Source organism: Lysinibacillus canaveralius, assembly GCF_047301505.1.
Lineage (GTDB): Bacteria > Bacillota > Bacilli > Bacillales_A > Planococcaceae > Lysinibacillus_B.
In genome coordinates this window covers 1939104-1964849 of the sequence record NZ_CP154840.1, presented here as the reverse complement: position 1 = coordinate 1964849, position 25746 = coordinate 1939104, and the positions used below count along the sequence as shown (strand labels likewise).

The 25746-nt window shown below is 42.1% G+C and carries 30 protein-coding genes and 1 pseudogene; 5 read left to right on the top strand and 26 right to left on the bottom strand.

From position 1 onward, the window contains the following. Positions 1 to 6 precede the first annotated feature (6 nt). From AA0Y26_RS09905 to AA0Y26_RS09865, 9 genes are all read right to left on the bottom strand, one after another. Entirely contained in the window at positions 7 to 972 is a 966-nt protein-coding gene (locus AA0Y26_RS09905) for a P1 family peptidase (protein ID WP_413367417.1), read from the bottom strand. Further along, complete coding sequence (locus AA0Y26_RS09900; RefSeq protein WP_413367415.1) at positions 972 to 1958, bottom strand: ABC transporter ATP-binding protein; 987 nt, start codon at positions 1956 to 1958, stop codon at positions 972 to 974. Before AA0Y26_RS09900 ends, AA0Y26_RS09905 begins: the two co-directional genes overlap by 1 nt. Then, positions 1933 to 2961 carry an ABC transporter ATP-binding protein gene (locus tag AA0Y26_RS09895; RefSeq protein WP_413368141.1) on the bottom strand — a complete coding sequence of 343 codons (1029 nt, stop codon included), beginning with the start codon at positions 2959 to 2961 and terminating at the stop codon, positions 1933 to 1935. The genes AA0Y26_RS09900 and AA0Y26_RS09895 overlap by 26 nt, the downstream gene beginning before the upstream one ends. After that, positions 2957 to 4405 (bottom strand): aldehyde dehydrogenase family protein, encoded by a 1449-nt coding sequence (locus AA0Y26_RS09890; protein ID WP_413367413.1) that lies wholly within the window; start codon positions 4403 to 4405, stop codon positions 2957 to 2959. Before AA0Y26_RS09890 ends, AA0Y26_RS09895 begins: the two co-directional genes overlap by 5 nt. 11 nt (positions 4406 to 4416) lie before the next feature. After that, positions 4417 to 5133, bottom strand: a complete 717-nt coding sequence (locus AA0Y26_RS09885) for an SDR family NAD(P)-dependent oxidoreductase (protein WP_413367411.1) — start codon at positions 5131 to 5133, stop codon at positions 4417 to 4419. Between the two features lies 1 nt (position 5134). Beyond that, on the bottom strand, positions 5135 to 6208 hold the full coding sequence (locus AA0Y26_RS09880; protein WP_413367409.1) for a tartrate dehydrogenase: 1074 nt from the start codon (positions 6206 to 6208) through the stop codon (positions 5135 to 5137). Beyond that, complete coding sequence (locus AA0Y26_RS09875) at positions 6205 to 7428, bottom strand: M20 family metallopeptidase (protein WP_413367407.1); 1224 nt, start codon at positions 7426 to 7428, stop codon at positions 6205 to 6207. Before AA0Y26_RS09875 ends, AA0Y26_RS09880 begins: the two co-directional genes overlap by 4 nt. A gap of 1058 nt (positions 7429 to 8486) precedes the next feature. Further along, on the bottom strand, positions 8487 to 8906 hold the full coding sequence (locus AA0Y26_RS09870; RefSeq protein WP_413367405.1) for a pyridoxamine 5'-phosphate oxidase family protein: 420 nt from the start codon (positions 8904 to 8906) through the stop codon (positions 8487 to 8489). A gap of 15 nt (positions 8907 to 8921) precedes the next feature. Then, positions 8922 to 9332 carry a pyridoxamine 5'-phosphate oxidase family protein gene (locus AA0Y26_RS09865; protein ID WP_413367404.1) on the bottom strand — a complete coding sequence of 137 codons (411 nt, stop codon included), beginning with the start codon at positions 9330 to 9332 and terminating at the stop codon, positions 8922 to 8924. Positions 9333 to 9470: 138 nt separating this feature from the next. On the opposite strand from AA0Y26_RS09865, the gene AA0Y26_RS09860 reads away from it, so the two are divergent. From AA0Y26_RS09860 to AA0Y26_RS09850, 3 genes are all read left to right on the top strand, one after another. Next, entirely contained in the window at positions 9471 to 11390 is a 1920-nt protein-coding gene (locus AA0Y26_RS09860) for a GTP-binding protein (RefSeq protein ID WP_413367402.1), read from the top strand. Positions 11391 to 11398: 8 nt separating this feature from the next. After that, on the top strand, positions 11399 to 11911 hold the full coding sequence (locus AA0Y26_RS09855; protein ID WP_413367400.1) for an adenylate kinase: 513 nt from the start codon (positions 11399 to 11401) through the stop codon (positions 11909 to 11911). 68 nt (positions 11912 to 11979) lie between these two features. Beyond that, entirely contained in the window at positions 11980 to 12888 is a 909-nt protein-coding gene (locus tag AA0Y26_RS09850; protein ID WP_413368139.1) for a 3-hydroxyacyl-CoA dehydrogenase, read from the top strand. 252 nt (positions 12889 to 13140) lie between these two features. Here AA0Y26_RS09850 and AA0Y26_RS09845 read toward each other — a convergent pair whose 3' ends face one another. The 3 genes from AA0Y26_RS09845 to AA0Y26_RS09835 all read right to left on the bottom strand — a co-directional run bounded on the left by AA0Y26_RS09845 (position 13141) and on the right by AA0Y26_RS09835 (position 14603). Beyond that, entirely contained in the window at positions 13141 to 13626 is a 486-nt protein-coding gene (locus AA0Y26_RS09845) for a YbaK/EbsC family protein (RefSeq protein ID WP_413367399.1), read from the bottom strand. Between the two features lie 172 nt (positions 13627 to 13798). Beyond that, the gene (locus AA0Y26_RS09840; protein ID WP_413367397.1) at positions 13799 to 14026 is read right to left on the bottom strand and encodes a DUF3953 domain-containing protein; all 228 of its coding nucleotides are present in this window, start codon (positions 14024 to 14026) and stop codon (positions 13799 to 13801) included. 115 nt (positions 14027 to 14141) lie between these two features. Continuing rightward, positions 14142 to 14603 (bottom strand): hypothetical protein, encoded by a 462-nt coding sequence (locus AA0Y26_RS09835; protein ID WP_413367395.1) that lies wholly within the window; start codon positions 14601 to 14603, stop codon positions 14142 to 14144. A 134-nt stretch (positions 14604 to 14737) separates the two neighbouring features. Between AA0Y26_RS09835 and AA0Y26_RS09830 the strand changes: the two genes are divergently transcribed. Both AA0Y26_RS09830 and AA0Y26_RS09825 read left to right on the top strand, forming a co-directional pair. Continuing rightward, on the top strand, positions 14738 to 15073 hold the full coding sequence (locus AA0Y26_RS09830; protein ID WP_413367393.1) for a DUF3139 domain-containing protein: 336 nt from the start codon (positions 14738 to 14740) through the stop codon (positions 15071 to 15073). Positions 15074 to 15196: 123 nt separating this feature from the next. Next, positions 15197 to 15655: a GNAT family N-acetyltransferase gene (locus AA0Y26_RS09825; protein WP_413367391.1), complete on the top strand. Its 459-nt coding sequence runs from the start codon at positions 15197 to 15199 to the stop codon at positions 15653 to 15655. Between the two features lie 94 nt (positions 15656 to 15749). On the opposite strand, the gene imm48 (AA0Y26_RS09820) is transcribed toward AA0Y26_RS09825, so the two are convergent. From imm48 (AA0Y26_RS09820) to imm48 (AA0Y26_RS09755), 14 genes and pseudogenes are all read right to left on the bottom strand, one after another. Continuing rightward, the gene (gene imm48, locus AA0Y26_RS09820; protein ID WP_413367389.1) at positions 15750 to 16166 is read right to left on the bottom strand and encodes an Imm48 family immunity protein; all 417 of its coding nucleotides are present in this window, start codon (positions 16164 to 16166) and stop codon (positions 15750 to 15752) included. A 306-nt stretch (positions 16167 to 16472) separates the two neighbouring features. Beyond that, positions 16473 to 16613, bottom strand: coding sequence for a hypothetical protein (locus AA0Y26_RS09815; RefSeq protein ID WP_413367387.1), 141 nt, complete (start codon positions 16611 to 16613; stop codon positions 16473 to 16475). Positions 16614 to 16996: 383 nt separating this feature from the next. Further along, on the bottom strand, positions 16997 to 17452 hold the full coding sequence (locus AA0Y26_RS09810) for a hypothetical protein (RefSeq protein ID WP_413367385.1): 456 nt from the start codon (positions 17450 to 17452) through the stop codon (positions 16997 to 16999). Then, a complete protein-coding gene (locus tag AA0Y26_RS09805) occupies positions 17449 to 18453 on the bottom strand; it encodes a hypothetical protein (RefSeq protein WP_413367383.1) in 1005 nt (334 codons plus the stop codon). The genes AA0Y26_RS09810 and AA0Y26_RS09805 overlap by 4 nt, the downstream gene beginning before the upstream one ends. Positions 18454 to 18743: 290 nt before the next feature. Further along, entirely contained in the window at positions 18744 to 19457 is a 714-nt protein-coding gene (locus AA0Y26_RS09800; RefSeq protein ID WP_413367381.1) for a pentapeptide repeat-containing protein, read from the bottom strand. 26 nt (positions 19458 to 19483) lie between these two features. Continuing rightward, positions 19484 to 20263, bottom strand: coding sequence for a hypothetical protein (locus tag AA0Y26_RS09795; RefSeq protein ID WP_413367380.1), 780 nt, complete (start codon positions 20261 to 20263; stop codon positions 19484 to 19486). Positions 20264 to 20672: 409 nt separating this feature from the next. Then, complete coding sequence (locus tag AA0Y26_RS09790) at positions 20673 to 20906, bottom strand: SMI1/KNR4 family protein (RefSeq protein WP_413368137.1); 234 nt, start codon at positions 20904 to 20906, stop codon at positions 20673 to 20675. Between the two features lie 245 nt (positions 20907 to 21151). Beyond that, positions 21152 to 21541 carry a hypothetical protein gene (locus AA0Y26_RS09785; protein WP_413367378.1) on the bottom strand — a complete coding sequence of 130 codons (390 nt, stop codon included), beginning with the start codon at positions 21539 to 21541 and terminating at the stop codon, positions 21152 to 21154. 21 nt (positions 21542 to 21562) lie between these two features. Beyond that, the gene (locus tag AA0Y26_RS09780; protein WP_413367377.1) at positions 21563 to 21952 is read right to left on the bottom strand and encodes a hypothetical protein; all 390 of its coding nucleotides are present in this window, start codon (positions 21950 to 21952) and stop codon (positions 21563 to 21565) included. Between the two features lie 146 nt (positions 21953 to 22098). After that, a complete protein-coding gene (locus tag AA0Y26_RS09775; RefSeq protein ID WP_413367375.1) occupies positions 22099 to 22536 on the bottom strand; it encodes an SUKH-3 domain-containing protein in 438 nt (145 codons plus the stop codon). Positions 22537 to 22692: 156 nt separating this feature from the next. Continuing rightward, a complete protein-coding gene (locus AA0Y26_RS09770; protein WP_413367373.1) occupies positions 22693 to 23394 on the bottom strand; it encodes an SMI1/KNR4 family protein in 702 nt (233 codons plus the stop codon). A 472-nt stretch (positions 23395 to 23866) separates the two neighbouring features. After that, positions 23867 to 24288 (bottom strand): annotated as a pseudogene (locus tag AA0Y26_RS09765) (SMI1/KNR4 family protein). A 268-nt stretch (positions 24289 to 24556) separates the two neighbouring features. Next, positions 24557 to 25066, bottom strand: coding sequence for a hypothetical protein (locus tag AA0Y26_RS09760; protein WP_413367371.1), 510 nt, complete (start codon positions 25064 to 25066; stop codon positions 24557 to 24559). Between the two features lie 212 nt (positions 25067 to 25278). Then, on the bottom strand, positions 25279 to 25743 hold the full coding sequence (imm48, locus tag AA0Y26_RS09755) for an Imm48 family immunity protein (RefSeq protein ID WP_413367369.1): 465 nt from the start codon (positions 25741 to 25743) through the stop codon (positions 25279 to 25281). Positions 25744 to 25746: the final 3 nt, after the last annotated feature.

Sequence of the window (25746 nt, the reverse complement as noted above, 5' to 3'; positions counted from 1 at the left end):
CTCCCCCTATTTGCCTTGAAGGCTTTGATAGCTTTCCACTTGCCCGATGGATTCGGCCATTTTCACACCATTAATGATGGCTTGCTCCATTGCTTCTGTAGCCAATTGCCCTAAATAATCAACGGAATATTGCCGGTCACCGGTTCCTAACACAAAGATCGTGTCCCCATCCAGCATCGTATGCACCGGGTAAATCGTTCTCGCCAGTGCATTATGGGTCAGCTGGGCAATTTTCTTTGCTTCTGCCTTTGTCAGCTTCGCATTCATGGCTACGACACCAATTGTTGTGTTCGTCCCTGGGAGCGCCATCGATCCATGCTGCTGCTTTAAATAGTCGCAGCTGTTGATCCACTCGCCTGTATGAGCATCACGCCCCCCGGCAATCGTTTCATACGTTTTCGGGTCCTTTACATCGCCGACTGCATTGACAACCACAACCGCACCAACGACCAAATCAGCTGTCCCTTTTACCGAACTGCTGCCAAGTCCGCCTTTCATACAATATTGCGGGCCGGCAACCTTTCCGACCGTTGCGCCGTAGCCGGCACCAATATTGCCGTTTTCAAAAGGGCCTGCCGCCGCATTTTTTGCTGCCTCATAGCCCATTGCCGCAGTCGCATAGGCGGTCGGGTCGCCTAGAAACAAATCAAAAATGACGGCGCCCGGTACAATGGGGATCGTGGCAACAGCGGCATCTACACCTACTTTTTGCTCTGCCAAATAGCGCATGATACCCGCAGCTGCATCCAAGCCGAATGCACTTCCGCCTGCCAGCGATATGGCATGCACCTGCTGGATTTCGTTAACCGGATCAAGGGCGTCCGTTTCGCGCGTGCCGGGAGCGGAGCCCCGTACATCCACCCCGCAAACGGCGCCCTTTTTTGCCAGTACTGCCGTACAGCCGGTTACACCAGTTTTATCCTCGACATGGCCGACTTCGATACCGGGAACATCCGTAATATTATGAAACATCAAATCCCCTCCTCCTCATATAAGAAGCAGGCCACTCGCTGCTGATTATTCTGGCTCGACAATACAGGGCGCTTCTGTGAACAAATGGGCATTGCTTTAGGGCAGCGGGTATGAAACACACAGCCGACCGGCGGATCCATCGGGCTTGGCAGATCCCCCTTTAATGGCTCTGTATCCCGCTTTTTGTCAAAATCCACGACAGGAATTGCCGCGAGCAATGCCTGTGTATAGGGATGCAGCGGATTTTCGTATAGGGCATTTTTTTCACCTATTTCCACGATTCTTCCTAAATACATAACAGCGACGCGATCACTAATATGCTTGACAACGCCTAGATCATGGGAGATGAACATATACGTCAGTCCTAGATCATCCTGCAGGTCCATCATTAAATTCAGCACCTGCGACTGTACGGATACATCCAGTGCCGAAACGGGTTCATCCGCGATGATAAAAGCGGGATTAATCGCCAGTGCCCGGGCAATACCAATACGCTGCCGCTGCCCTCCGGAAAATTCATGCGGGAACTTCCTCATCGCATCCTCGCGCAGGCCTACTTTCTCCAGCAGCTCCTTTACACGCTGCCGCCGCTCTTCTTTTGTAAGGGAGAGCTGAAGCTTCATCGGCTCTTCAATGATGTCGCCGATGCGCATGCGCGGATTAAGCGAAGAAAACGGGTCCTGGAAAACCATCTGCATTTGATTGCGGAATTTCTGCAGCGCCCTGCCTGTTAGCTGCTGGATAGGCTGGCCTTCATATAAAATTTCGCCGGAAGTAGGTTCGATCAGCTTTAAAATCGTCCTGCCAAGCGTAGATTTGCCCGATCCGGATTCGCCTACGATTCCCAGCGTTTCACCTTTAAAAATTTCGATGGAAATATCATCGACTGCTTTGACAACCTTCTTTTCCTCACGAAGGGATTTGCGCTTGACCGGAAAATAGGCCTTTAGATCACGCACTTCAAGCAAAATGTTCTGCTTCGACATTCACGCTCACTCCCTTCTCTGTGTACAGATGACAGCGGACTTGCTGCCGATGCGCAAACTCCCTCATGTCAGGCTGTTTTTCACTGCAAATCGGCATGGCGTGCTCGCAGCGTGCGGCGAAACGGCAGCCATTCGGGAGCTGACTGGCTGAAGGGACCGTGCCGGGAATGGAAGGCAGCCGGCGGACATTTTCATCTAATGAAGGGATCGTTTTCAGCAGCGCAATCGTATAAGGATGCTTTGGCTCAGTAAACAATGTCTTCACCGGGGCTTCCTCCACAATCTGCCCGGCGTACATGACCATTACACGGTCCGCCGTTTCTGCTACTACCCCCATATCATGCGTAATAAATAAAATCGCCGAGCCATGCTCCTCCTTCATTTTCAGCATCAGCCGCAAAATCTGGGCCTGCACCGTCACATCAAGGGCCGTCGTCGGTTCGTCGGCTATTAATAGCTTTGGGTTATTCGCCATCGCCATCGCAATCATGACCCGCTGGCGCATTCCACCTGATAATTGATGCGGATACTCATGCATGACCTTTTCGGCATTGGCAATACCTACCTCCTTCAGCATGCCAAGCGCAATTTCAAAGGCTTCCTTTTTTGAAACCTTTTGATGTCTGCGGATTCCCTCAATCAATTGACTGCTTACTTTAAATACCGGATCAAGGGAAGTCATCGGCTCCTGAAATATCATGCTGATTTCATTTCCCCGAATGGAACTCATCTCTTTTAGCTTCATCTGCAGTAGATCGTGGCCGTTCAGCTGGATTGTACCTGAGGCAATTCTTCCTGGCGGGATTGGAAGCAGCCGCATCACAGCCAGGGATGTAATGCTTTTCCCGCTGCCTGATTCGCCGACAAGGGCCAGCGTCTCTCCTTTATAAACAGAAAAGCTGATATCCTCTACAACCTTTGCTTCCTGCCCATTTGGCAGATCAAAAGAAATGGATAGGTCCTTGACTTCCAAGACCAACTCCTTGTCCTCATTCACATCAATCACCTCCGGGAGCGGTATAGCGAATCGCAATATTTTTCATTTGTGTATAGTTTCGAAGGGCGACCAGTCCTTTTTCGCGTCCAATACCGCTTTTTTTATAGCCGCCAAACGGCATTTGAATCCCGCCAGCAGCACCGTAGTTATTAATAAACACCTGCCCTGCTTTCACACGGCTTGCGACATAATGTGCTGTATTCACATTGCTCGTCCAAATCCCTGCTACAAGTCCATAGGCTGTCGCGTTAGCCAGAGCAATCGCCTCCTGCACTGTGTCAAACGTAAATACAGTCAGTACCGGCCCGAAAATTTCCTCCATCGCGAGCGGATGAGCTACATCCAATCCATCCACAATGGTCGGCGCTACATAATAGCCTTCCGGGTACCCTTCTATTTGCAGGCTTTTCCCGCCTGTTAAGACATGGCCATCCTTTGCAGCCATTTCTAAAAGACTCGTAATCTTTTTATACTGCGTTTCATTTAAAAGCGGACCCATATCAAGATCCTGCTCGCCTGCCCCGATCGTAATCTTTTCAAAAAGCGTCACAAGTTTAGCAAGAAACGGCTCTTTATACGAGCGCTCAATTAACAGCCTTGCACCTGCTGAGCAAGTCTGGCCGGCATTTTGTACAATGGCCCGCAGCACGCCTTCTAGTGCCTGCTCTTCATCAGCATCCTGAAAAACGATGTTCGGTGACTTCCCGCCAAGCTCTAATGTCACAGGAACTACATTTTGTGCTGCCGCCTGCATGACGGAGATGCCTGTCGGAACGGAGCCTGTGAATGTAATGTGATGGATATCGGGGTGGCTGCTTAAATAAGCACCTGCATCCCGTCCGTATCCTGTAATATGCTGGATGATTCCCTTTGGCAGCCGGTCTTTCAGCCATTTCACCATTTCATGGGTAGTAAGCGGTGTATCCTCGGCGCTTTTGATGATGACCGCATTGCCTGTTGCAATGGCTGCTGCAACACTTCTAGAAGTAATCTGGATGGGGTAGTTCCAGGGCACAATATGAACCGTTACGCCGACTGGTTCAAGAACGACCGCATTCAGCATGCCATCCTCGATCGGGATTGTTTCACCCATGACCTTATCAGCAGCACCCCCGTAAAATTCGAAATAGCGTGCTGCCGCCTCAATATCTGCACAGGCCTGTGTCATGGGCTTACCGACATCCAGGCTTTCCAGCTGTGCCCACTGCTCTGCATGCGTCCGGATAAACTGCGCAAGCTCCACTAGCAGCTGACCGCGTTCAAAAGGCTTGAATTTGCGCCATTCCTCGCTATCGAATGCCCGATTGGCACTTTCTATCGCCTGGTCGATTTGTTCAATTGTCGCATTCGAAAGGGTCACGTGCGGTTTGCCGGTTGACGGATTGTATACGTGAATATCCTTTTCTCCAAAAATCCATTCTCCATCTATACACATTGGGATATGTTCCATTTCCTCACTCCTTATAAGCCGCGTCCGCCGTCTACATGCAAGGTAGCACCTGTGATGGCACTCGCCTCATCCGAGAGCAGGAAGCGGACAGAATTTGCTATGTCCTCCGGTGTAATGAGTCTGCCGAGTGGCACGGACTGGACAAAAATTTGCTGCTTTGCCTCTTCTATGTCGGCACCTGCTGCAGCGAATTGTCCGAGCATTTGTGTATCCGCCGGGCCCGGGTGAATCGTATTGACGCGGATTTGAAATGGCGCCAGCTCAATGGCCAGTGCACGGGAAAAGCTTTCTGCCGCTCCCTTTGAGGCAATATATGCCTGCAAGCCTGGTCTTGGCCTGACCGCTGAAATCGAGGCGATATTCAGTATCGAGCCTTTTTGCGCCTGTTTCATCTTCGGAACAACAGCCTTTGCCATAATGAAAAGGCTTTTGACATTGACATCCATTACTTTGTTCCAAAAATCCATCGAGACTTCTTCCACCGGTGTTGCCGATTGGGCAAGCCCGATTGCATTTACAACACCCCTCACCTCGTCCAGCTGGTCAACAAATGTTTGCACCTGTTCTTCATCCAGCACATTTCCTTGTTCATAAAAGAAATGAGGATGAGAAAACGAACTTTGCTCTGCTAAATCGATTCCTGCAACATGAAATCCACGATCAACCAATGTTTTCACAATTGCCTGCCCCATCCCACCGGCAGCACCTGTCACAATCACTGTTTCCATATTAGACAACCCGCCTTTCAAAACTTGTCTTTACCGCTTCACGAATCGCTGTACCCATCTCTTTTGTAGTCGCGGAACCGCCTATATCCGCTGTTTTCACCTCTCCGGCCTCCAGGACCCGCTCAATTGATGAGACAATTACCTTTTCTAAATCTGTACGGCCTAGATGACCGAGCAGCAAGGCAAGCGACCAAATCTGGGCAATCGGATTGGCAATGCCTCGTCCGGCAATATCGGGTGCGGAGCCGTGTACCGGTTCAAACATCGAAGGGTAGTTTCGCTCCGGGTTTATATTGCCTGATGGAGACAGCCCCAGCCCTCCGATAATGGCTGAACCGAGGTCTGATAAAATATCACCAAATAAATTTGAAGCAACCACTACTTCAAATTCCTGCGGTTTCTCCACAAAGTACGCGACGAGTGCATCAATATAGTAGGATTTCAAATGCAAATCCGGGTATTGCTTCATCTGCTCCGTCACACATTCATCCCAAAATTTCATCGTATGAATGACAGCATTTGACTTTGTTGCACTTGTCACCGTCGATTTTCCGTATTTCTGAGCATAGTCACATGCAGCGCTGACAATATTGCCGATGCCTTTTTTGGTCATGACCGTATTTTGTATCGCTAGGTCCTGCGGTTTGTCCCTATATAATCTTCCGCCGCTATTCGAATATTCTCCTTCTGTATTCTCGCGGAAAATAACGAAATCGATATGATCGGCATGCGCTAATGGAGAGGCAATCCCAGGCAGTGATTTCACCGGCCGAAAATTAACATACTGATCAAATTGCTTCCGGATCGGCATGATCAGCTCCCATACGGTCACATCATCCGGCACCCTTGCATCCCCAATCGCCCCAAACAGAATGGCATCGTAACCGGCGAGCATCGTTAACCCGTCCTCAGGCATCATCCTTCCAGTTCTGAGGTAATAATCAGAGCTCCAGTCGAAAATGGTTGTGTCAACGGACAGATCCTCTTCAAGCTCCTGCAGGGTTTCCAGTACAAGGAGCGCTTCCTGCATCACTTCTTTTCCGATCCCGTCTCCAGGAATGACCGCTATCTTCATGCTTCTTCACCTGCCAAAAAGAGCAGTGCCGCTTTCCGGTAAATCGCTGTCGTTTCAGCCAGCTCTTCAATATCTACGTATTCGTCAATCTGATGAGGAATCTCCCGGTCGCCTGCACCGATTGTGACAATCGGTACACCATGCACATGAAGGAAGGTCCCGTCCGTCGCTCCCGGCACACCGTTATAGCGCGGCTCTGTCTCGAGCACGTCTTTTACAGCTTGATAGATTGCTTGGACAACCGGCTCATCCTTATCCGTAGCGGTTGCGGGACGGTTATCTAACACCGTCAGCTCCACATTGAAATCCGGGTCCTCTGCCTTCATCCGGTCAATGATTGCTTCGATTTTGGCAAGCAATTCATCATGATCCTGCGCCGGCACCGTTCTGATATCCAGCGTCGTCATGCAATGGTCCGGAATGACATTGATTTGGGCATCGCCTTTTACCGGGGCACGTAAAATGGTCGGTGTAATCGTCGGCCATTTTAAAAACGGGTCCTCTCCCAGGCGAAGCTGCTCCTCTTTTTCAAGCTTTTCCATTTCCGTAATGAAGCGTGCCATACGCCAGTTCGGATTGATGCCGCTCCAGGAAATGGCCCCGTGCGCCATCTTTCCGTAAATATCCACTCGCAGACGAATAGCGCCGCGCTGTGCGATACACACTTGATTTTCCTCTGGCTCACAAATGATTGCACCGTCTACACCATCGGCCCACCCCTGCTTAATAAAATGCTTGATACCAAGCATCAAGCCTTCTTCATCACATGGAATACAGAGAATGATCTTGCCTGTAAACGCTTCTTCGTCGAGCAGGATGGATTGGCACGCTGTAATCATGCATGCCAAGTTTCCTTTTGTATCATTTGTCCCTCTCCCGTACATGCGCCCATCAACGATTTCAGCACCGAATGGATCATATTTCCAGGCTTCCCGGTTTCCCTCTGTCACTACGTCTGTATGTCCTTCGAATAATAGCGTCTTACCTGGTTTTCCAGAATCGATAATCCCGATCACATTCGGCCGGCCAGGCACTACCTCCTCCACATGCGTTTCAATCCCAATAGCTCGTAAATACTGCGCAACAAATTCAGCTGCTTCTTGTTCTGTGCTAACGCCATCATCTCGAAACACACTATCAATACGAACCAGTTTCTGCGTGAGATGAATAACAGTCTCACGATCTCGTAAATAAGTCTCGGTCTTTTTCAAGGCTAACATTATCGCATCACTCTTTCTGAATTTTCTTATAATATATGTTTTTACTATTAGAAAACATTACATTTATTCCTAACCTTTTACATTATGTAAGTTATTCAGCTAAAACTTTTTTACTTTTTGTAAACTCCATTTCTTACATCAGCACAAGGTTTTTCCAGCGGTTCTTTACTACTATTCAACGCAGCCGCTTCCTATTCGTCTCTAAAAAAAGAAGGTTTGCCATTATTTTGTGCTAGGAAATGGAAGTTTTATTTCACTAAAGTTTAATAGTTTTCAGTATTTTATTTTGGCTTTTAGTAGATTCCGCGGAATTAAGGCCTGCTTATTTTTTGCTCTTATCCTTCGTACACATAATAAAAAAGCGACCTTCCGGAGAAGATCGCTTTAGACTGAAGAAAAACTTAAAGAAATTTAAAATTATGAAATCGTCAATTTCCGTTACAGGCGCTACGCTTTCCACGGGCACGGCCTCAGCCTTCTCCCTCGCTGCGCTCAGTCCGGGTGCTTTGGGCCAACCTGATGTTGGTCACAAAGGCGTTGTCACACGATGTGACGGTTTTAGCCTTTGCTCCTTTCGTCGCAAATAAATTTGCTGTTCCCGTAGGAGTCTTCTCGCCTTCCACTCCAACCGACTTGTATCAGCTACTGAAAATATGTTGTACTTCTACATTTACAACTATTCTGAGGTGATGATAACCATGATGACGATAAACTAAATCAATGAACGTGAAAAACTTGAAACGCTGACGATTGAAAGTATCTTTACTGAATGTGAAAGAAAAGAATGATGTACGTTGGACAACCTTCTGGGAACTTCCAAAAATATCCCTGTAGGAAATGCTTACTTGTGCAGCTATGAATTTAATACATCGTGCCACTTGTATATGGCACGATGTTTTATACGAGATGAAAGCATCACGTAGAGGCGTTGCACAAATAAAGCCCAGTTGAAAGTTATATCAACTACGTCCAAAAATGATAAAATGCCTCGAGAGTCCTTCTCTGGAGGCATTTTGTCTATACTCTGAAGCGACCTTCCGTAGAAGATCGCTTTGTACTCATGAAAATGGATATTCAAGTTCTTGCGGGGGCTGTCCTTTTTTGTTCATCAGACGGATGCGTGTCGGCTCGATTTGGATTGTAATCATGTCGCTTGAATCCTTTGTGAAAAGGCCGCGGAAGAAGTTTGTTACTTTCAGCTTCAGCTCGTCATCTTTGAAGTCTGTCACCTTGCCCTCAATTTCAAGGTAAGGCGCATCCACATCCTCTAATGTATAACCGTAAAGAATATGCGTATACGGATTCTTTTCAAGGTCCAGTACCTTCGAAGAATCCTCTTCTGTCACCGCAAATAGCGTAAAGCCTTCATTTGTGAATGTCATGTAACGTGCGTTTGGCTTATTGTCCTTCACTGTTACCATTGAACCGATGTTTTGTTTATTTAAGATTTCTAGGATTTGTTCTCGTAATGTTTCCATTTGTCCCACCCTTTCTTATTGGAAATCGACGTCTTCCTGATTGTCACCGGCTTTATTCATAAAGCGCATGCGTACAGGCTCAATTTTCAATAGTGTCATCGACATACCGTCCACGTGATATGGATATTTCGCAACAATTTTTTCTTTGATTGCATCCGCGTTGAATTCCGCAGCCGTTCCCTCAATCTCTAAAAACGTGTCGCCCATATCTCCGTTTTCATAGCCGTATAAAATGTGGGTGTGGGGATTTGCCTGTAGCTCTTTTAGTAAGTCGGAGTCTCTTGGAGTCGCAGTATACAAGGTAAAGTCCTCATGTTCGAATGTCATATAGCGCGAGGTTGGTCTGTCCCCTGCCACTGTTGCCATTACACCTACATAGTTTTTTGACAAAATTTCTAAAGCCTGTTCTTTCTTTGTGGTACTCACGATACCCACTCCTTTATCTATTTGTCATACATGTATAAAGTACCCATCTGGCGCGGATTTAAACAGTACACGTCTTCTCTGGCATCCTGACAATGGCTGTCTTATAATGAAAACACTAACATAAAAGAGGTTTTGTATATGAGAAAAACAATAGGCGTATTAGCCCACGTGGATGCCGGCAAGACAACCTTTTCCGAGCAGCTTTTGTATCACACGAACAGCATTCAATCGCTCGGCCGTGTGGACCACCAGGACGCCTTTTTGGACAATCATGAGCTGGAAAAAGCGCGGGGGATTACTATTTTCGCGGAGCAGGGATTGTTCGATTATGAAGGTGATACATACACATTGATCGATACACCGGGACACGTCGACTTCTCCCCCGAGATGGAGCGTGCCATCCGAGCGATGGATTATGCCGTGCTGATTATTAGCGCGGTCGAAGGAATTCAGGGACACACGGAAACCGTTTGGCGGCTTCTCCGAGAGTATGGCGTTCCGACCTTCCTGTTCTTGAATAAAGTTGACCGGGAAGGTGCTGATCTGGATACATTGCTCGCTTCCCTGCAGCGAGAGTTCTCGCCTGATATCTTGCCGCTGGAGCGTCTGACGGATGCCGCTGAGTTTGTAGCAGAGCGCGACGAGGGACTTTTCGAGCAGTTTATGGACGAATCGCTGACAGAGCAGGACATCGAACAGGCACTCATCAATTTGGTGAAGCAGGAAGAGGCCTTTATTGCGATGTCTGGTGCTGCGCTCAAGGGGCTTGGCATCGGTGAATTTTTTGCTGTGCTGCACAAGTTGACAAAGACAGATTATGATGCTGCCCCTCTTTTTCAGGCAGAGGTAGTGAAAATCCGTCATGACGGCGATCAGCGCCTCACGTTTCTGAAGGCGCTGTCCGGTACGCTTAGTGTACGGGATGAGCTGTCCTTTGGAGAGCATTCTGAGAAGATTACGGAAATCCGTTTGTATAATGGCAGCCGCTTTAAAACTGCAGCAAGTGTGGAGGCCGGAGAACTGTTTGCGGTCAAAGGACTTACTACACCTGAGGCAGGAGACCTAATCAGGAGCTCCTATGAAAAGGCAAAAATGTATAAGCTAATTCCTACCTTACAGGCAAAAGTAGTATATAATGGGAATGTTCATATTAGGGAAGTACTGCAGCTGTTCCGGTTACTTGAAGCTGAGGAACCATCCTTACGCGTCCTTTGGCAGGAAGCATCACAATCGATTCACGTACATATTATGGGTGTCATTCAGCTGGAAATCCTGCGGGACATCTTACTAGCGAGGTTTGCCCTAGAGGTGCAGTTTGAGGATCCCGAAATTCTGTATAAAGAGACAATCTCTTCTACTGTGACCGGTTACGGACATTTTGAACCGCTCAAGCATTATGCAGAGGTGCATGTAAAAATGGAGCCCGGCCGGCGAGGGTCAGGGATTACCTTTACAAATGCCTGCCATGCGGACGATTTAACGGTTGGGCATCAGCGCCTTATCGAGCATCACTTGTTTGAGCGGGATCATCATGGCCTGCTGACCGGCTCTCCTGTGACGGATATCCATTTTACGTTACTGACAGGAGCTGCCCACATTAAGCATACGGATGGCGGTGATTTCCGCGAGGCGACTTTCCGGGCACTGCGGCAAGGGCTTGAACAGGCAGAGAACATTCTGCTCGAGCCGTACTATCATTTTAAACTGAAGGCGGCTAGTGACCATATCGGCCGTATGATGACGGATGTTCAGCAGGCTTCGGGCACTTTTGATCCGCCTGAAGTAACCGAGAACTACGCTTTACTAACCGGGAGAGTGCCAGTTGCTACCTTTATGAACTACAGTACCCAATTCGCTGCGTATACGAACGGAAAAGGCGCAATTACATTGACGTTTGACGGCTATGATGTATGCCACAATACGGAGGAAGTAATGGAACGGATCAGCTACAACAAGGATGCAGATCCGGAGTACTCCTCTTCCAGTATTTTTTGTGCAAAAGGCAAGGGCTTTTCTGTTCCATGGTATGAAGCGCAGTCTATGATGCACAAACTATAGGAGGTTTTATGCGACATCAGAAAGTTTTGGTAATCGGCTGTGCCGGTGCCGGCAAGTCCACCTTCTCACGGCAGCTGCATCAGCTGACCGGGCTGCCGCTCATTCACCTGGACCAGCTCTTTTGGCAGCCTGGCTGGATCCCTGCAGAACGCCCGGTTTTCCGGGAAAAGATGTTGGCTGAACTGCAGAAGGAAGCCTGGATTATGGATGGCAATTTTGACTCCACCCTTTCTCTTCGGGCACAGTATGCGGATTTGATTATCTGGCTCGATTTCCCGCGGCATATTTGCTTTCCGCGCGTATTGAAACGTGCTGTTACAAATTTCGGGAAAACCCGACCAGATATGACACCCGGCTGTCCTGAAAAGCTGGATCTGGAATTTGCCAAGTGGGTTTGGCACTATGAGCAAGATGCCCGCCCTGACATTGCAGAGGCTGTCCGTCAGGCTCCGTGCGACTCTATCATATTCGCGCATCCGCGTGACCTCACGTCTTGGCTCGAACGTATTTCATCAAACTAGCCGTTTGATACGTTGAGGGTAGGGAATATTTTAAATGCAGGCAAAAATGAAAAATGGAGGTTCTTATGATGAATTATCAACATGTAACAGTAGCAGGAAGCGGTGTTCTAGGAAGCCAAATTGCCTTCCAAACGGCTTTTAAAGGATTTAATGTCACAATTTTTGATATCAATGACACAGCGATTGCCAATGCAAAAGAGCGAATCGCTAAATTAGAAGAGACATACGGCAACTACTTCCTTGATGAACAGGAAGCGGTAAAATCAGCACAAGGACGCATCAGCTATGCAACAGACATGGCGGAAGCTGTGAAGGATGCTGACCTTGTCATTGAAGCGGTGCCGGAATTAAAGGAAATCAAAGAAAACTTCTATACACAGCTTGGCAAAGTTGCGCCTGAAAAAACAGTATTTGCAACAAACTCATCTACAATGCTGCCAAGTGATTTTGCAGAATTTACAGGCCGTCCTGAAAAATTCTTAGCGCTTCACTTCGCCAACACAATCTGGAAAAACAACACGGGTGAAGTGATGGAGCATCCAGGTACAGACCCACAAGTTGTACAGGATGTACTAGCCTTTGCAGCGGCAATCGGCATGGTGCCATTACACATCAAAAAGGAACAGCCTGGCTATATTTTAAACTCTCTGCTAGTTCCGTTCCTTGATGCAGCACAATACCTATGGGGCAACGACGTATCGGAACCAGAAACAATCGATAAAACGTGGATGATCGCAACAGGTGCCCCAATGGGACCATTCGCTATCATTGATGTTGTCGGCCTGCAAACAGTTTATAACATCGTCAGCACAAAAGCGGCGAAGTATCCTGATCAAGAGAACAATCCGTACAAAGCAATCGCTGATAAAGTGAAAAGCGAGTTCCTGGATCAAGGAAAAATGGGGATTCAAACAGGTGAAGGATTCTATAAATATCCAAACCCTGCCTACCAATCTCCAGACTTCTTAAAACCTTAAATAAAAAAAACGACCGGACATTCCTGATAGGATGTCCGGTTTTTTGTATGATTCATTGGGCGGGTTTTCCTTCACAAAAAAACCAAAAAGAACTTTCTTTTTTGGTTTAACACCCTCATTTCCTGGGTAATAATTTTGTAATTTTCTAATTATTTCAACATTTGAGTAGATTATTTCCCTTCACCGTTTTCGATTATTTCTCAGCTTGGATGCTTTCCCCTTACTATATACACCTTATGTAGCCTTCAGAAATTACTCAGCCAGCTCGGGGTCCCAGCCCTTACACACATCGACCAGCTTAACAGCCCTCGCGAATTCCTGCAGCTCTTCTACTGTCAGCTCGATCGAAGAGTTACTGCTTCCGCATGCAGGATGAACGGTTGAAAAGCGCTGCAGCGAAGCATCCAAGTAGACCGGCACATCCGTTGCTAACGCAAATGGGCAGACACCGCCGACCGCATGACCCGTCACCTGCAGTACTGTATCCGGGTCCAGCATCTTTGCCTTTACGCCGAATGTTTGCTTGAACTTTGCATTATCCACCTTTGTGTCCCCGGCAGCGACAACAAGAACCGGCGACTCCTGCCCTTGAAAGCACAATGTTTTGGCGATGCGTGCCGGGTGTACACCTACAGCATCCGCCGCCTCCTGTACCGATGCTGTACTCTGTTCATGGACGACAATATCCTGCTCCCGTCCTCTTTCCTTAAAATATGCTTGTACTGCTTGTAAACTCATGATCAGACTCCTTTCACTAGTTGCTGTGCTTTATTATACTAGAGAAAGTGATTATTGACTGAATTTTTGCACGATACATTCATTTACTGGAATAATTGGCGTCTTTATTTATAGAGGAAATGTTTTTTGTGTCCCAACCGCAGCTATGCTATGTCCCTGCTATGCAACTTTTTCATATAAGTCTTTGAATAGTTAGGATGCTTATTAATGCAAATAACAATAGGAAGAAACAGCCCCATCCTTTTCTACCCTGCTTTATTTCATCGATTCCCATAATGAGCATCAGTAACCCTAGAGACAGCTCCAGGTACGCCTGGTATTCTGTATTATTTGTCACCAATACGTATCCGGCCAGGACCAATGTTATGACTGAAAATACAATACGTAATATCGTGAACAAAATAAATCACTCCTCATTATGAAACTCCACTAATTGTCGGAATCTGCTGTTCTTTGTCTAGTTAGAGCGGCAGATTCCAGCTCATCTGGCAATATTAGTAGAGACCTCCATCCTTTTATTCTTCAATGTTTTCACTTAGTTCCTTATAAATCACCAACGAATACGCCTGCATCCGATCAAGCAGGAGTTCTCCTAGCTGCGTATATCTTTTATCGGCTTCCTCAATCAACCGGTCATACTCTTCCATGACATCTTCTCCGTTTGCCAATGCTCTGTTGAGTATCCATAATTTTTCGGCATATTGCTTTTCAATTTCTGCATACTCCTCTGCCCCTATTTTTTCAAGCATACTGGTTAGGCGCTCAATATATGTACGGATGCCCAGCACCTCTATGATGTCTGAAGACCATTCCAGTAGACTTCCATGCCCGCCGCTTTCAAGCTCATGTAAAAAATCCAATGCGATAAAGTAATCATGCTCATCTTTAAAACCATCCGGACGATTGATCGTTAAGCCAGCAGACAATACAGCTTCCCATGCATTCCCTTCATCCAGTAAATCATTTTCCCTCTTCATCTCGCTATTCCCCTTTACTACACTTTTAAGGATGATTTTGCTATTCCTCCTTCAATATCTGTTAAAATAAGGATATCACATTCTGCCTGACTACCGGTGCTGCGTTTCAGGAAACCGTAAAGGAGGAGATGGGCATGAAGAAACTTCTTTTAGCAGGGGTGGTCATTTTACTGCTCGCTCCGTTTTGTACGGTTCACCTAAAGAAACAAATGTATGAGCGGCGAATCGAGCATTTTTTGATAGAAGAAATGGCATACAAGCCGGAGGAAATTCAGTCAATCGAAGCGAGTTGGCATTTTGCCGGGCTGCCAGCGTATGCGGTTACAGTCATTTTTTCAGATGAACCGCAAGTCAACTATATCTATTTCGCCCATGACAAAAATCAGTTAGGGCAATTTGAGTTTTATACGGAAGACGGCCATACCATCCAATCACCGGAACGATTAAAACATTATGCACCATATGAATAAAAGTAGCCTGCCAGGCAGCTGTCTGGTCTCTTTAGGAGTAAGCTGCCCTTTTGATGAAACAGGTACTGGCTGGCAAAGGGAAAGCTATTTGGATACAAAAATACAACGTCAGGAAGTGAAAACATGATTCGTGAGCTAAATAATAAACATAAGGAAACGGCTGAAAAAATTCTTGCTGTGCAAATACCCGCCTATAAAGTAGAGGCAGACATAATGAATTTTGACGGGATTCCGCAATTACAAGATACAGTAGACTCGATTATTCAATCGAACGAAACATTTGCAGGCTATCTAATAGAGGATGTGCTGGCCGGCTTTATTTCCTACACACATGACGAAGGCCATTTTCAAATCTGCCGTTTAGTTGTTGACCCGATCCATTTCAGAAAAGGGATAGCCAAAAGATTGCTCGGTTATTTGATCGAGAACGTCTGCAGGGGTTATGAAACAGCTGTGACGACAGGTGCTGAAAATATACCTGCTAAAAATCTTTACAAAACGTACGGATTTCATGAAGTGAAGGATATTGAAGTAGCCCCAAACGTTTTTATCACGCTGTTACGCAACCGCCCTTCCCATTAGAAGCTGTTTCAGTTCCTTACAAGCTACGCTCTCTCATGTACGAGCAGTGGCTGGTATATCAAGTGAGTGCTGCGTACTATGTTTCGTCTCATTATTAGTCATTGCTAGTTACGATCGTGTCTATAATATCCGTGAGATTCTCATGCACCAGACTATATTGTTGGTCTCGATAATCATAATAACCTTCGAGACCCCTGTGAATGATGACGTACATTGTAGGATGGAATTCACGGTTCGTACTTTCAATCAGCTGCTGCATGAAGTCTACTGCCTGATTTTCTGAATAGCCGAATTGCCGAATCAAAACCCCTGCCATAGTTCCTTGCACAGTCATCGGGTCAGCGCCCTCTTCCATCGCTGCGCCATTGATCATGCCGAATGAAAAGGCAGAGATAATCTGTCTTTCTAGTTCCGTTAGTTCCTCCGTGTAGATGTCCAGCATATTAAAAATCGCCGCTACCATTTCAGAGGCTTCACCAGCAAATGTACTTTTCACATTTTTTTCTTCCAAATCGAATCACTCCATTCAAAATAATGATTTCAGACTACCATGCAGAAACGAGATTCTATATTCCATCCTCTTCGTTAAGCTATTCATAGAAAGTTCAGACTTTTATCTTTAAATATTTTACCATATTAGGTATTAATTTACCTATTATTTCTATTTTTCTCTATCCATTATGCTACCTTGTTGGCTAAGGAAAGAAACCCTCTGACCGAGGTATTTTCTTTAGCTGTTTTTAAATGCCGATTCCCTCCAAATCTGTAGTTTAAGGAATTAGGCAAAATAAAAAGCCCATCCCTAAGGACAAGCCTTTTACGTTTCTATATCTTGCCTTGATATTACTTGAAAGAAAATTTCAAACGAAGCTTCGTTAATCCCTTCGTCCTCACTGTAATGCAGTGGACCTTTTAAATCCGAAAGGGGGATGCCAATATATTCTACGGCTTCCCCCATCACATTCTTACTCTTGTAGCAAATTCATATTGAACTTCTCTCCCACTTCAGAATTAATCCGATCAGTAACCAGGGAATAGAACACAACTATACTAAACGATTAAATGACCCACCGGCCATTTTCCATCCCATCCGCAAGTAAAATTACCAGAAGCATAGGCTTTTAATTGTTTAAGGAAGAATGTCGGTCTTTGAATACCGTTCTTTTCATCTTCCTCTAAACTTTTAATATCTCCCTCTATTCTCAGCCATAAATATTTGATGATATTCTATACTTCTTCTACATTTTTCTTCTATTTTTATTAATTACTTAAAAACAAAAGGTTGATAATGAAATGCTTCATCCCATCATCAACCTATCTAATTCACATACATTGCACCGCTTAGCTGAAGTACTGTATAAATCTTTCTTTATACGGGATATATTCATCCTCCAGCAGCTCTACTTGCAACAACTTTGCTTTGTCCTCCAGCTTGGCAATAAATAGAGCATAAAAGTCCCCTTCAGTTGGGTAAGAAAAAAGTCCACATCCTTTGGTAGACAATACTTTATTGACTTCCTTAATCTTTTCGGGCAAAAATTCATATTCAAACGTATCCAAGTCTTCAAGCTCATCCAGAGAGGCTAATTCGAGCTGGTGGCTAAATTCGTAATCTAGAATATAGTTAGTGATTTCATAGTTTTCTTCACCTTTAAAATCTACATAGAGAAATTTCTTTGTAGACAGACCATACTTTAATATCGAAGTATATATACTTTCCGTTTGTGAGCCATTTAGAATTACTTCTATTTCATCACTTTTTTTGAAAATAATCGGTACGATCTCTTCTTCTGTCATTCTATTTCCCCTCCTAGATTCTCGGTTCCTTGAAACAACGCCCCATGATCGTTTGGGATATATTCCGGATAGTTTTTCCGATAAAAATTATCAATCAGGCGCAGAAGAGGATCCCATTCTGGATATGGTTCCGGATCCTGTATCACCATCTGTGCTTCCGGCGTATTCATTAAAAAATCGTCAAACTGTTGGGGTACAGGTAAACCGCGCTTTTGTCTCACATAGATAAGAAATAGAATTTCATACGGATAGAAGCCATATCTATAGTCCCCAAATTCAATTGACTCACCTAATTCGGATGCCAAGATGGAGTGAAATGATGACATTCTTTCAATTAGCTCCTTAATTTCCTCAAGTGGTGCAGTTGTCCATCGTTCTAATACTTCTGTATAAACATCCAAGTCTTCAGGGATTAAACTATATTCCAGCTCTGCTTCTTTAAATTGCTCTCTAACCGTCCTATGCAGATTTTGATTTGTTCCCATGATGGTTTTATTTCTATATTGCAAATAGATTTCCAACAAGAACCATGTATGCTTGTTCCAATTATCCGCATCCATCCAACGGCTGCCAAAATGATCCACGATGAACTCGAATAGAATGTTCTCCTCTTTTACCCACCCGTACATTGTGAAATGAATTAAGGTTGCAATAACTTCCCTAAAAGAATACTCAACCATCATTTTTGGATATCGGTTTTTATAGAGGTTTTGGATTACACATTGATAAAATGTTATCACTTGCATAGATTTTAAATGTTCTATGCTTTTTCCTTCTTTCATTAACACCTGATTTTTCCATAGCGACAATTGGTATGATAGTATTTTGTTTAAATTAATCAATAATATATGATCTTTTTCTATAGAATTGCACTCTGCAATATTTTTGATTTTACTTGCACTAACAGTATACTTTTCCTTTACATCTTTATAATAAATATCATCAACATAGTTATTTTTATATCTTCTAAACGCCATTTCTAATTTCTTTTGATTTACCATTTTTCTCTCCAATTGATTATTCAGTTTGTCCTTTCCACAAATCAAATTTTATAATTTACCTTTACATACATAATTTAACATAAGCTAGAACATGATTTCGACTTAAAAAGGATAATTCCTTGTATATTTTCCTGGAAGGCAACCTACTAACCTTATGTTTACTAATTAAGCACAATAGATTCCAATGAAAAAACAACCAAAGATTCAGTTCAATAAATCTCTGGTTGCTATTCAAAAAATCTCCTTAGATAGCTAAAGAGTTAAAATAACTTTTTAACACCAATCATCACTTATATCAATTGTTCTATCTTCTCTTTTACATTTTCATCAAACATTGCTTCGTCAATAACAGCGCCGTTCCACACGACATTTTCCAGCTTTGCACCGGTAAAATCAGCACCTTTAAAATTGCCATTTTTAAGGATGGCACCTGTTAAATCGCAGTCTGTAAAATTGGTTTTAACAGCCATTACTTCAGTAAGGTTTGCCCCTGCAAAAGAGGCTCCTTTGAAATCGCCTTCTGTCAATGTAGCATAGGATAAATCTGCTTCTTTATAATCGGCTTGTTTGCCGTCTACTTCCCTTAAGTTTGCTTGCAAAAATGTACTCTGATGAAAAGAAGAACCCGTCATTTCTCCATTTGAAAAGTCAACTTCATTCAAGCACGATTCCATACACATACTGACACTCATGTTGGCATAGCGCATAATGGCCTGATGGAAATTGACACCATTCAGCATACAGTCTACACAATGAAGCCCTTCCAAATTAGCATTACGAAAGTCTGCCGATTCGAAATTGCAATCTAAAAAGGAGGCATCTAGTAATGATGCCGCACGAAATATCGTATTTTTAGCTTCCATACCGTCTGCCATCATTGCAGACAAATCTGAAAAAGATAAATCTGCGTCACTTATATTTAAATAGTCAATTACCTCGTCATTAATATGGGCTTGATCGATAATCTCCATTATTCTTTTTCTATCTACTATCTTATCTTGCATGTTAACCAACTGCCCCCTTACCTATCTTAACTGTTTAGATACTTTACCCATGCCTGATTCGGGGAAAATGAAACCCCCATCCGGTCCTCATCAAAATGTGGAATGGCGATTACTTGAGCAGCTTCTAAATACTCCATCACATGTAACCAGGATGCAAGTAAGCTTTCATCATCCGCCTCAAATGGCTTAGGCGCTACATCCAGACAAACCCCTCCCCAAGCCGGTTCTCTTACAACACCCGGGCTATTCAACAAAAAGTCTTTTCCAAACATGTCCAATATATGCCCACCAATATATGTTCTAGCTCCTACCCCTAAAGGACCGTTTGGTATAAACCTTACCGGGACTGGATACGAACAAACATCCATCCAAATTTTCATGCGTTCCTTTTCATTATTCCATGGATAAGTAGAGGGCCAAGAAATATGTGTAACACCAAAGATTGGCTTCAGAACTTCCGCTAGTTGATCCGATAACTCGAAAAAGGCCGGCCACATCTTCTTAGTCATTGATTTATGAAAATCAAAATTAAAAAACGCTCGATGACTCCAATGAATATTAAAAAATCCTGAATATTTGACGGCCTTATCTCGAGAAAGGTGAAGTTCAGATACACTTTTCTCTACAATTACTTTTTCAATAATTTCATCACGGTTATACTCTACCTTGACAAGCTCGCTGTTGCCCCAGTGGGTAGGAGCAAATTTATCATTAGATTCGAATACATCTAGAATTTTCCCTAGTGCTTCCTCTGTGTTGAAGGAAACCGAGGGATACATAATAATTGAAAATAAATCTGGTTTCATGAAATAACTCCCTGTATTATTAGTGAATGTTTGGGTAATCTTCTGGGTTTAGTTACACTGCGCTTTCTTTACATGATTGAAAATGTTATTAATAAACCACTTTTACTTTCAACTGCCTCTTTGTATAACTCTATTAGTTCATCAAAGGCTACAAGCAATAACCTCCCAGTTTATGTAAGAACAAATATAACTTAAATAAAAATAACCTATTTTGGTTTTTTTTTCAATAATACTAATTCTCCCTTCTTTTTTCAGCCTATGCTTAGTTAATTCTACAAAAAAACAACGAGTGATTCGGTTAAGTGAATCACTCGTTGTTATTCGAAAACTCTCTTTGTAAAACAAATAATACCCACTAATTAAATACTTTATAATAATTAAATGATACAATTATCTTTCCTCAAACTTTTCATCTAGAAATACGTAGAAATTTTTTATATTCATTCATTTCATCTTCATCATCTTGCGACCATTCAATAACAGGGCATTCATTATCGACTAACCTTGAAGTATCAAGACAATGTACACCGATTCCGTAGTTTTGTATGACAACGAGATCCATTGGCAAGCCGTATTTTCTCCATTCCTCCGTTTCAATTACACAAGTTGGCACTTCGCAAAGTCCGCCTCCCAAAATCTCTATTCCAAAAACCCTTCCACTCCCTTATTCTTTAAAAAACCATTTATAGCTTTCCGGTAATCTTACATTCAGCCTTTTCTCAATAACCCAAATTTTACTATCCTCTAAAGCTGCTACAAAATAATTTTTAGATGTGTTATTTATTAATTTACCAACTGTCTCTTTATTTAATGCTATTCGTCCTTTCCAAAATCAGCGTTGAAACGCCAACATGTGGAGAAAACATACCTATACGCACGAGGAAAACTTTAATCGTTTTTATTAACATATAATTCAGCTAGTAATGCTTCGCCAATATTGTCGATTTGTTTATCTGAATCACCTGCAACAAACCCACGCAGAGAATTATTTCTACTATCGATATAAAAGCTAATGCCCTCTTTAAAACCTATATGATGGGTAAGATCGCTGAACCATGCTCTTTGAAAATTGTATGTTTTCGAAAATTTATTAATTATGCCAAAAACATTCGACTCATTATGTTTCTTTATTGCTTCTTTAAGCATGTTAGGTGTTCCAGCAAAAGTTATGCACTTATTATAATTTAATCTTTCATATTTACTAAACGCACATTGAAATAACAATTTTTCAAAGCTATCTGCAAAATAACTTACAAACTGGCTGTCCTCATTAGTCATAACAATCTGCGGATTATCAGTTTAGGTAAAATCAAAACATAGTTGACCATCAAATAATTCTTTTTGAAAAAAATGTATATATTTATCACTTAAAGTATCTGGTATCTCCTCATGTATCCCTTTATAAGGATTAATTATTTCAGAAATTGAAGCATATCCTGGAAGTTGGGTTTTAAGTAAACCCTTATCATCCTGCCCCATATAATTTAAATAAATCTCATATTCTTTAGGATAATGATAGTTATAATTATTAATTTGCGTTAGATTTTTCAGTGTATCTATGTCCTCTTTTTTTGCTGGTTCTATTTCATTTATCCATCTTTCATCAAATCTTGATATATATTTTGATAATCGTTCAAAAAGATTTGTACATTCTCCCGTGGATGGAATGTGGTTACTTTTAATTGGCATGTGCAAATTGCATGTACTCTTTTAATTTTTCATGTCACTAGATGTTAAACAGAGATTCATTTGGTTTGAATTTTATGTATAAGGATTCCTCTTTTAGTTGAGGACCAAACAGGATCCATTATCATTTATAGAATAACTGAACTCTATTACTCTATCTCTTCTGGCTTTTTAAATAAGCAAAGAGTGTCTAGTGCCTCGTATATGTCCTCCCCAAACTTAAATAATGAGGAACCATTTTTTCCAAAGACCTTTCCCGATTGCGAAATAAACATTATTAAATTTCCACGATATGCTTCTCCAATTACGACGAACGGCTCTTTCACTCGCGTCTCCAATTCTTCAAAGTCTTCTTTTTCATAGTAATCCCCTATAGCTTTTTCCGGGCTAAAATGAAAGGTTTCCAAACTTCCATCCGGATGCCTGAATTTATATTCACCTCCACCAAATTGACTTAATGCATCAACCACCGGATTAAACACTTGATATCCCATCGCCTCTAAAAACTTTATTGTTTCAGTTAATTCAACCTTTTTATTTGGATTCCATCCTGCTTGTAGCAATACGCCTCTCGTTTTATCTGACAAACTCCACATAAGTATCCCACCTATTTATTCAAAAGTTCTATTAACGATAATCATTACTGAAATTTATAAATGTCTTTTGGCAATTTCTATAGGGCGTTTTATATTTCCCATTAAATGATTTATTTCTGACTAGGGAGTGATCTTCTACTATCTAACTTAAACCTCAAAACCTATTACAATCCACTCGTCAACTACATCCCAAAAATTGATATTGTATCTAGGTTCTTTATTCGTCCACCATAAAGTTGCATTATCATTGACGCAGTTATTAGTATCTATTGCAACATAACCACCCATACCACTTTTGAAGAAACCAAAAGTAGTCTCCAGATTGATTTGTAACGGTTCTTCTAACTCCTCAATAATTCCCCATTCATCGTCATCAAAATATGTGACATTTTCTAGGGGAACCAACCCCATAGAGCGACTTGCATAATAGTAAAAACCATTGTGAACATTCTCATAAAAAGTACGTATTGATGACGGAATTTCACTCCAGGAGTCTTTTAACACCTCATTGTTAAATAAATCGTTTGGATTTCTTCCTTCATAGAATATTGTTTTTCCACTGTCTGTTTTAATAGTGTATAAAGTCGAGTATCTGCCATCTACCATCATCAATTCCACTTCTTCTAGGTGCTTAGACAAATAAGAAATAGTGTTCCTTAATTCTTCTGCCACATATTTTTTCCATATAGATAAAATAAAATCAATTCTTTTCTCAACGTTTTTTTCGCTAAATAATTCAACCCATAAACTAGGTAGTATTTCATTATTAATGTTAAAAATCTCACTGCTAGGAATAAGCTTTACATTATCACTAAAATATTGTCTTAAGAATTTAAGTTTCTGCTCCATATTATTCTCTAAACTCCTTTAATAATCTATACCTGCCCCTTCATAATTTTACCAAATTTGACCATACTTGCAATATTTCCATTAGACACAATAGTATCGTCAGAAAGTGTATCTGCAATATACTTACCTGAAAGAGTCGAATCTGGCTTCCCATTCTCTATGATGGCAGTACCATTATGAGCTCTCTATTCAAAACACATTCTTTTTCATTTTGTCTCACCCTAATATCATCTAAATTTTCCTTTTTAATCACTTACTTTTATGTCATTCTTCATTACCACTATTAGCTTTACTTGCTTTGTCATCTCGTGTACAGTTATAACTCGTTGTTATTTTAATATCACTGTAACTAACCTATTAAGCTTTCTTGCAATCATCGGCTTTTAATTCAATGCTTTTTCACTGATACTTCGTCCTAAATCATAAAAAACCTTGAAAGGCTATAAAGCCAATCAAAGTCCCTAAAATTTTTTCAAATGTCTATTAAAGTATTCGCACCTATATTATTTACTAATAATTCGGCTAGTGATGGTGCAATTTTCATTGCCTCCTCAATGTCCAAATCTCCGAATCTCAAATAATGTATCCCCAAACCATCTTTTCCATGTAGATAGATTAATGCACCACCTCCTTCAACATCACCAATTGCGAGCGAATTCGGGAGATATTTCTGCACTTTATAAGCTTCATTCATTTCTATGCTCCCCAAATTCGGATATACATTTGACTGCCAATATTAAATTCGATGTCTGAAGCTAGCTGAATTATTTCTATATAATCTGTAGGGACATCTATTGTCGAAAAATCCTGAAGTGCTTTAATTTCCTCTTCTTTCGAAGGAGATTTTCTGGCATCAATTGTATACACACTACTGATTCTATCTAGTATGTTCATTGATAATCCATCCTTTCATACTTAACAACTAGTTTATCTGACATCTTCTAATTGTTGGTCAAGAACTTAACTAGTGATATTACGTGAAAAACCAGCTTTAGTTAATCTTCTTACGATTGTATTTATTATGTATTATTTCGACAGATAAAAAGAGAAACCACAACACAGACGGTTATCTTGTATTGCGGCATTGTTCTTTAGGCTGTTAGACATTATACAAACTTAATGACAGCCCCAACTAATATTCTAATAATCAATTTAAAAAATTTCATAATCCTGTTTCGTAATCTTCTATCAAATGGGACCAGTATCCTTCTACTTCCTTCATTGCTATTGGATCAACTTGCTCATACATTCTCCGCAACTCAATAGCGTAGTCATATGAAGTATAAATCCCTTCTTTTTTCATTTTCACTGATAATTCATGTCTAATCAAATGAAATAAGAAGAACGTTTTTAAGTTTTGATTGAGTATATACATTAGAGGAGAATGTAGAGAGGAACTCGTATAAAGCTCCTCGCTACCCTCTTTTAAATATAGTCCATATTTATAAGACGCATGATGACCAACTTTGATAAATTGCACTTCTTCAATACCTGTTTTGCAGAATTCATTAAATCTATAGAACTCAAAATCACCAAGTTCAGCAGGAATTCCTATTCCACCCATAAAATCTGCATTATCATTGCTCACCCCAAAGTTCACCAACTTATTAAAATCATAGCTTCGTATTTCTGAGTCATAATATTCTCGTATCTCTCTGATATCAAAATCCATACTTTCCCTCCTTGATCTCTTTCATACTATTGTAGGGTTTTTCGATTGGTTTCCATATACTTACCGCTATATTATTTACAAATTGCTCTGAAATAAATTATTGATCTTTGTTAATTCCCATATAATACGTCGTGATTTATAACCTTCAGCCAAAATAAAGCCCTAGATAAGCATGAGTACTCATCTAGGGAAATATCAAAATTGCTTTGCTGTCAACTTTCATTTACAATAGCTAAAACCTCTAAAACATTCACTTGTAGCTGTTTCTTTTCATTACTTACATACTGTTGATAACCATTTAATCCTCTGCGAATAATTGAAAACATTACTGGATGATAGCTTTCATCCGTCGAATTTATCAACTCCTGTGTAAAATCCTCCGCCTGCTCTTCACTATAATGGAATACCTTAGTTAACAAGGTAGAAGCAATAGAATGTCCCTGTAAAGGATTGAGCTCTTTTCTAAAAACAATGGCATTGATCATCCCAAAGCAAAATGCAGCTAATACTTGTCTTTCAAGCTCCGTAGTGTCCTCAAATTTCTTATCAATGAGCGAAAATATCATGTTGGATATTAAAACCGCCTCATCTTTTGCTTCTTCGATTTTTGTTTTATCTGAATCACTTAATTCAAAAAAATCCCGGCATAGCAATTCTCCAGTCGTTCTTTTTTTCATATC

Bases quoted from the DNA above. Each gene is read 5' to 3' on its own strand.
- AA0Y26_RS09905 (WP_413367417.1), bottom strand. From the start codon at position 972: ATGTTTCATAATATTACGGATGTTCCCGGTATCGAAGTCGGCCATGTC.
- AA0Y26_RS09900 (WP_413367415.1), bottom strand. From the start codon at position 1,958: ATGTCGAAGCAGAACATTTTGCTTGAAGTGCGTGATCTAAAGGCCTAT.
- AA0Y26_RS09890 (WP_413367413.1), bottom strand. From the start codon at position 4,405: ATGGAACATATCCCAATGTGTATAGATGGAGAATGGATTTTTGGAGAA.
- AA0Y26_RS09885 (WP_413367411.1), bottom strand. From the start codon at position 5,133: ATGGAAACAGTGATTGTGACAGGTGCTGCCGGTGGGATGGGGCAGGCA.
- AA0Y26_RS09880 (WP_413367409.1), bottom strand. From the start codon at position 6,208: ATGAAGATAGCGGTCATTCCTGGAGACGGGATCGGAAAAGAAGTGATG.
- AA0Y26_RS09875 (WP_413367407.1), bottom strand. From the start codon at position 7,428: ATGTTAGCCTTGAAAAAGACCGAGACTTATTTACGAGATCGTGAGACT.
- AA0Y26_RS09870 (WP_413367405.1), bottom strand. From the start codon at position 8,906: ATGGAAACATTACGAGAACAAATCCTAGAAATCTTAAATAAACAAAAC.
- AA0Y26_RS09860 (WP_413367402.1), top strand. From the start codon at position 9,471: ATGAGAAAAACAATAGGCGTATTAGCCCACGTGGATGCCGGCAAGACA.
- AA0Y26_RS09855 (WP_413367400.1), top strand. From the start codon at position 11,399: ATGCGACATCAGAAAGTTTTGGTAATCGGCTGTGCCGGTGCCGGCAAG.
- AA0Y26_RS09850 (WP_413368139.1), top strand. From the start codon at position 11,980: ATGAATTATCAACATGTAACAGTAGCAGGAAGCGGTGTTCTAGGAAGC.
- AA0Y26_RS09845 (WP_413367399.1), bottom strand. From the start codon at position 13,626: ATGAGTTTACAAGCAGTACAAGCATATTTTAAGGAAAGAGGACGGGAG.
- AA0Y26_RS09835 (WP_413367395.1), bottom strand. From the start codon at position 14,603: ATGAAGAGGGAAAATGATTTACTGGATGAAGGGAATGCATGGGAAGCT.
- AA0Y26_RS09830 (WP_413367393.1), top strand. From the start codon at position 14,738: ATGAAGAAACTTCTTTTAGCAGGGGTGGTCATTTTACTGCTCGCTCCG.
- AA0Y26_RS09825 (WP_413367391.1), top strand. From the start codon at position 15,197: ATGATTCGTGAGCTAAATAATAAACATAAGGAAACGGCTGAAAAAATT.
- AA0Y26_RS09815 (WP_413367387.1), bottom strand. From the start codon at position 16,613: ATGGGGGAAGCCGTAGAATATATTGGCATCCCCCTTTCGGATTTAAAA.
- AA0Y26_RS09810 (WP_413367385.1), bottom strand. From the start codon at position 17,452: ATGACAGAAGAAGAGATCGTACCGATTATTTTCAAAAAAAGTGATGAA.
- AA0Y26_RS09805 (WP_413367383.1), bottom strand. From the start codon at position 18,453: ATGGTAAATCAAAAGAAATTAGAAATGGCGTTTAGAAGATATAAAAAT.
- AA0Y26_RS09800 (WP_413367381.1), bottom strand. From the start codon at position 19,457: ATGCAAGATAAGATAGTAGATAGAAAAAGAATAATGGAGATTATCGAT.
- AA0Y26_RS09795 (WP_413367380.1), bottom strand. From the start codon at position 20,263: ATGAAACCAGATTTATTTTCAATTATTATGTATCCCTCGGTTTCCTTC.
- AA0Y26_RS09785 (WP_413367378.1), bottom strand. From the start codon at position 21,541: ATGACTAATGAGGACAGCCAGTTTGTAAGTTATTTTGCAGATAGCTTT.
- AA0Y26_RS09780 (WP_413367377.1), bottom strand. From the start codon at position 21,952: ATGCCAATTAAAAGTAACCACATTCCATCCACGGGAGAATGTACAAAT.
- AA0Y26_RS09770 (WP_413367373.1), bottom strand. From the start codon at position 23,394: ATGGAGCAGAAACTTAAATTCTTAAGACAATATTTTAGTGATAATGTA.
- AA0Y26_RS09760 (WP_413367371.1), bottom strand. From the start codon at position 25,066: ATGGATTTTGATATCAGAGAGATACGAGAATATTATGACTCAGAAATA.
- imm48 (WP_413367369.1), bottom strand. From the start codon at position 25,743: ATGAAAAAAAGAACGACTGGAGAATTGCTATGCCGGGATTTTTTTGAA.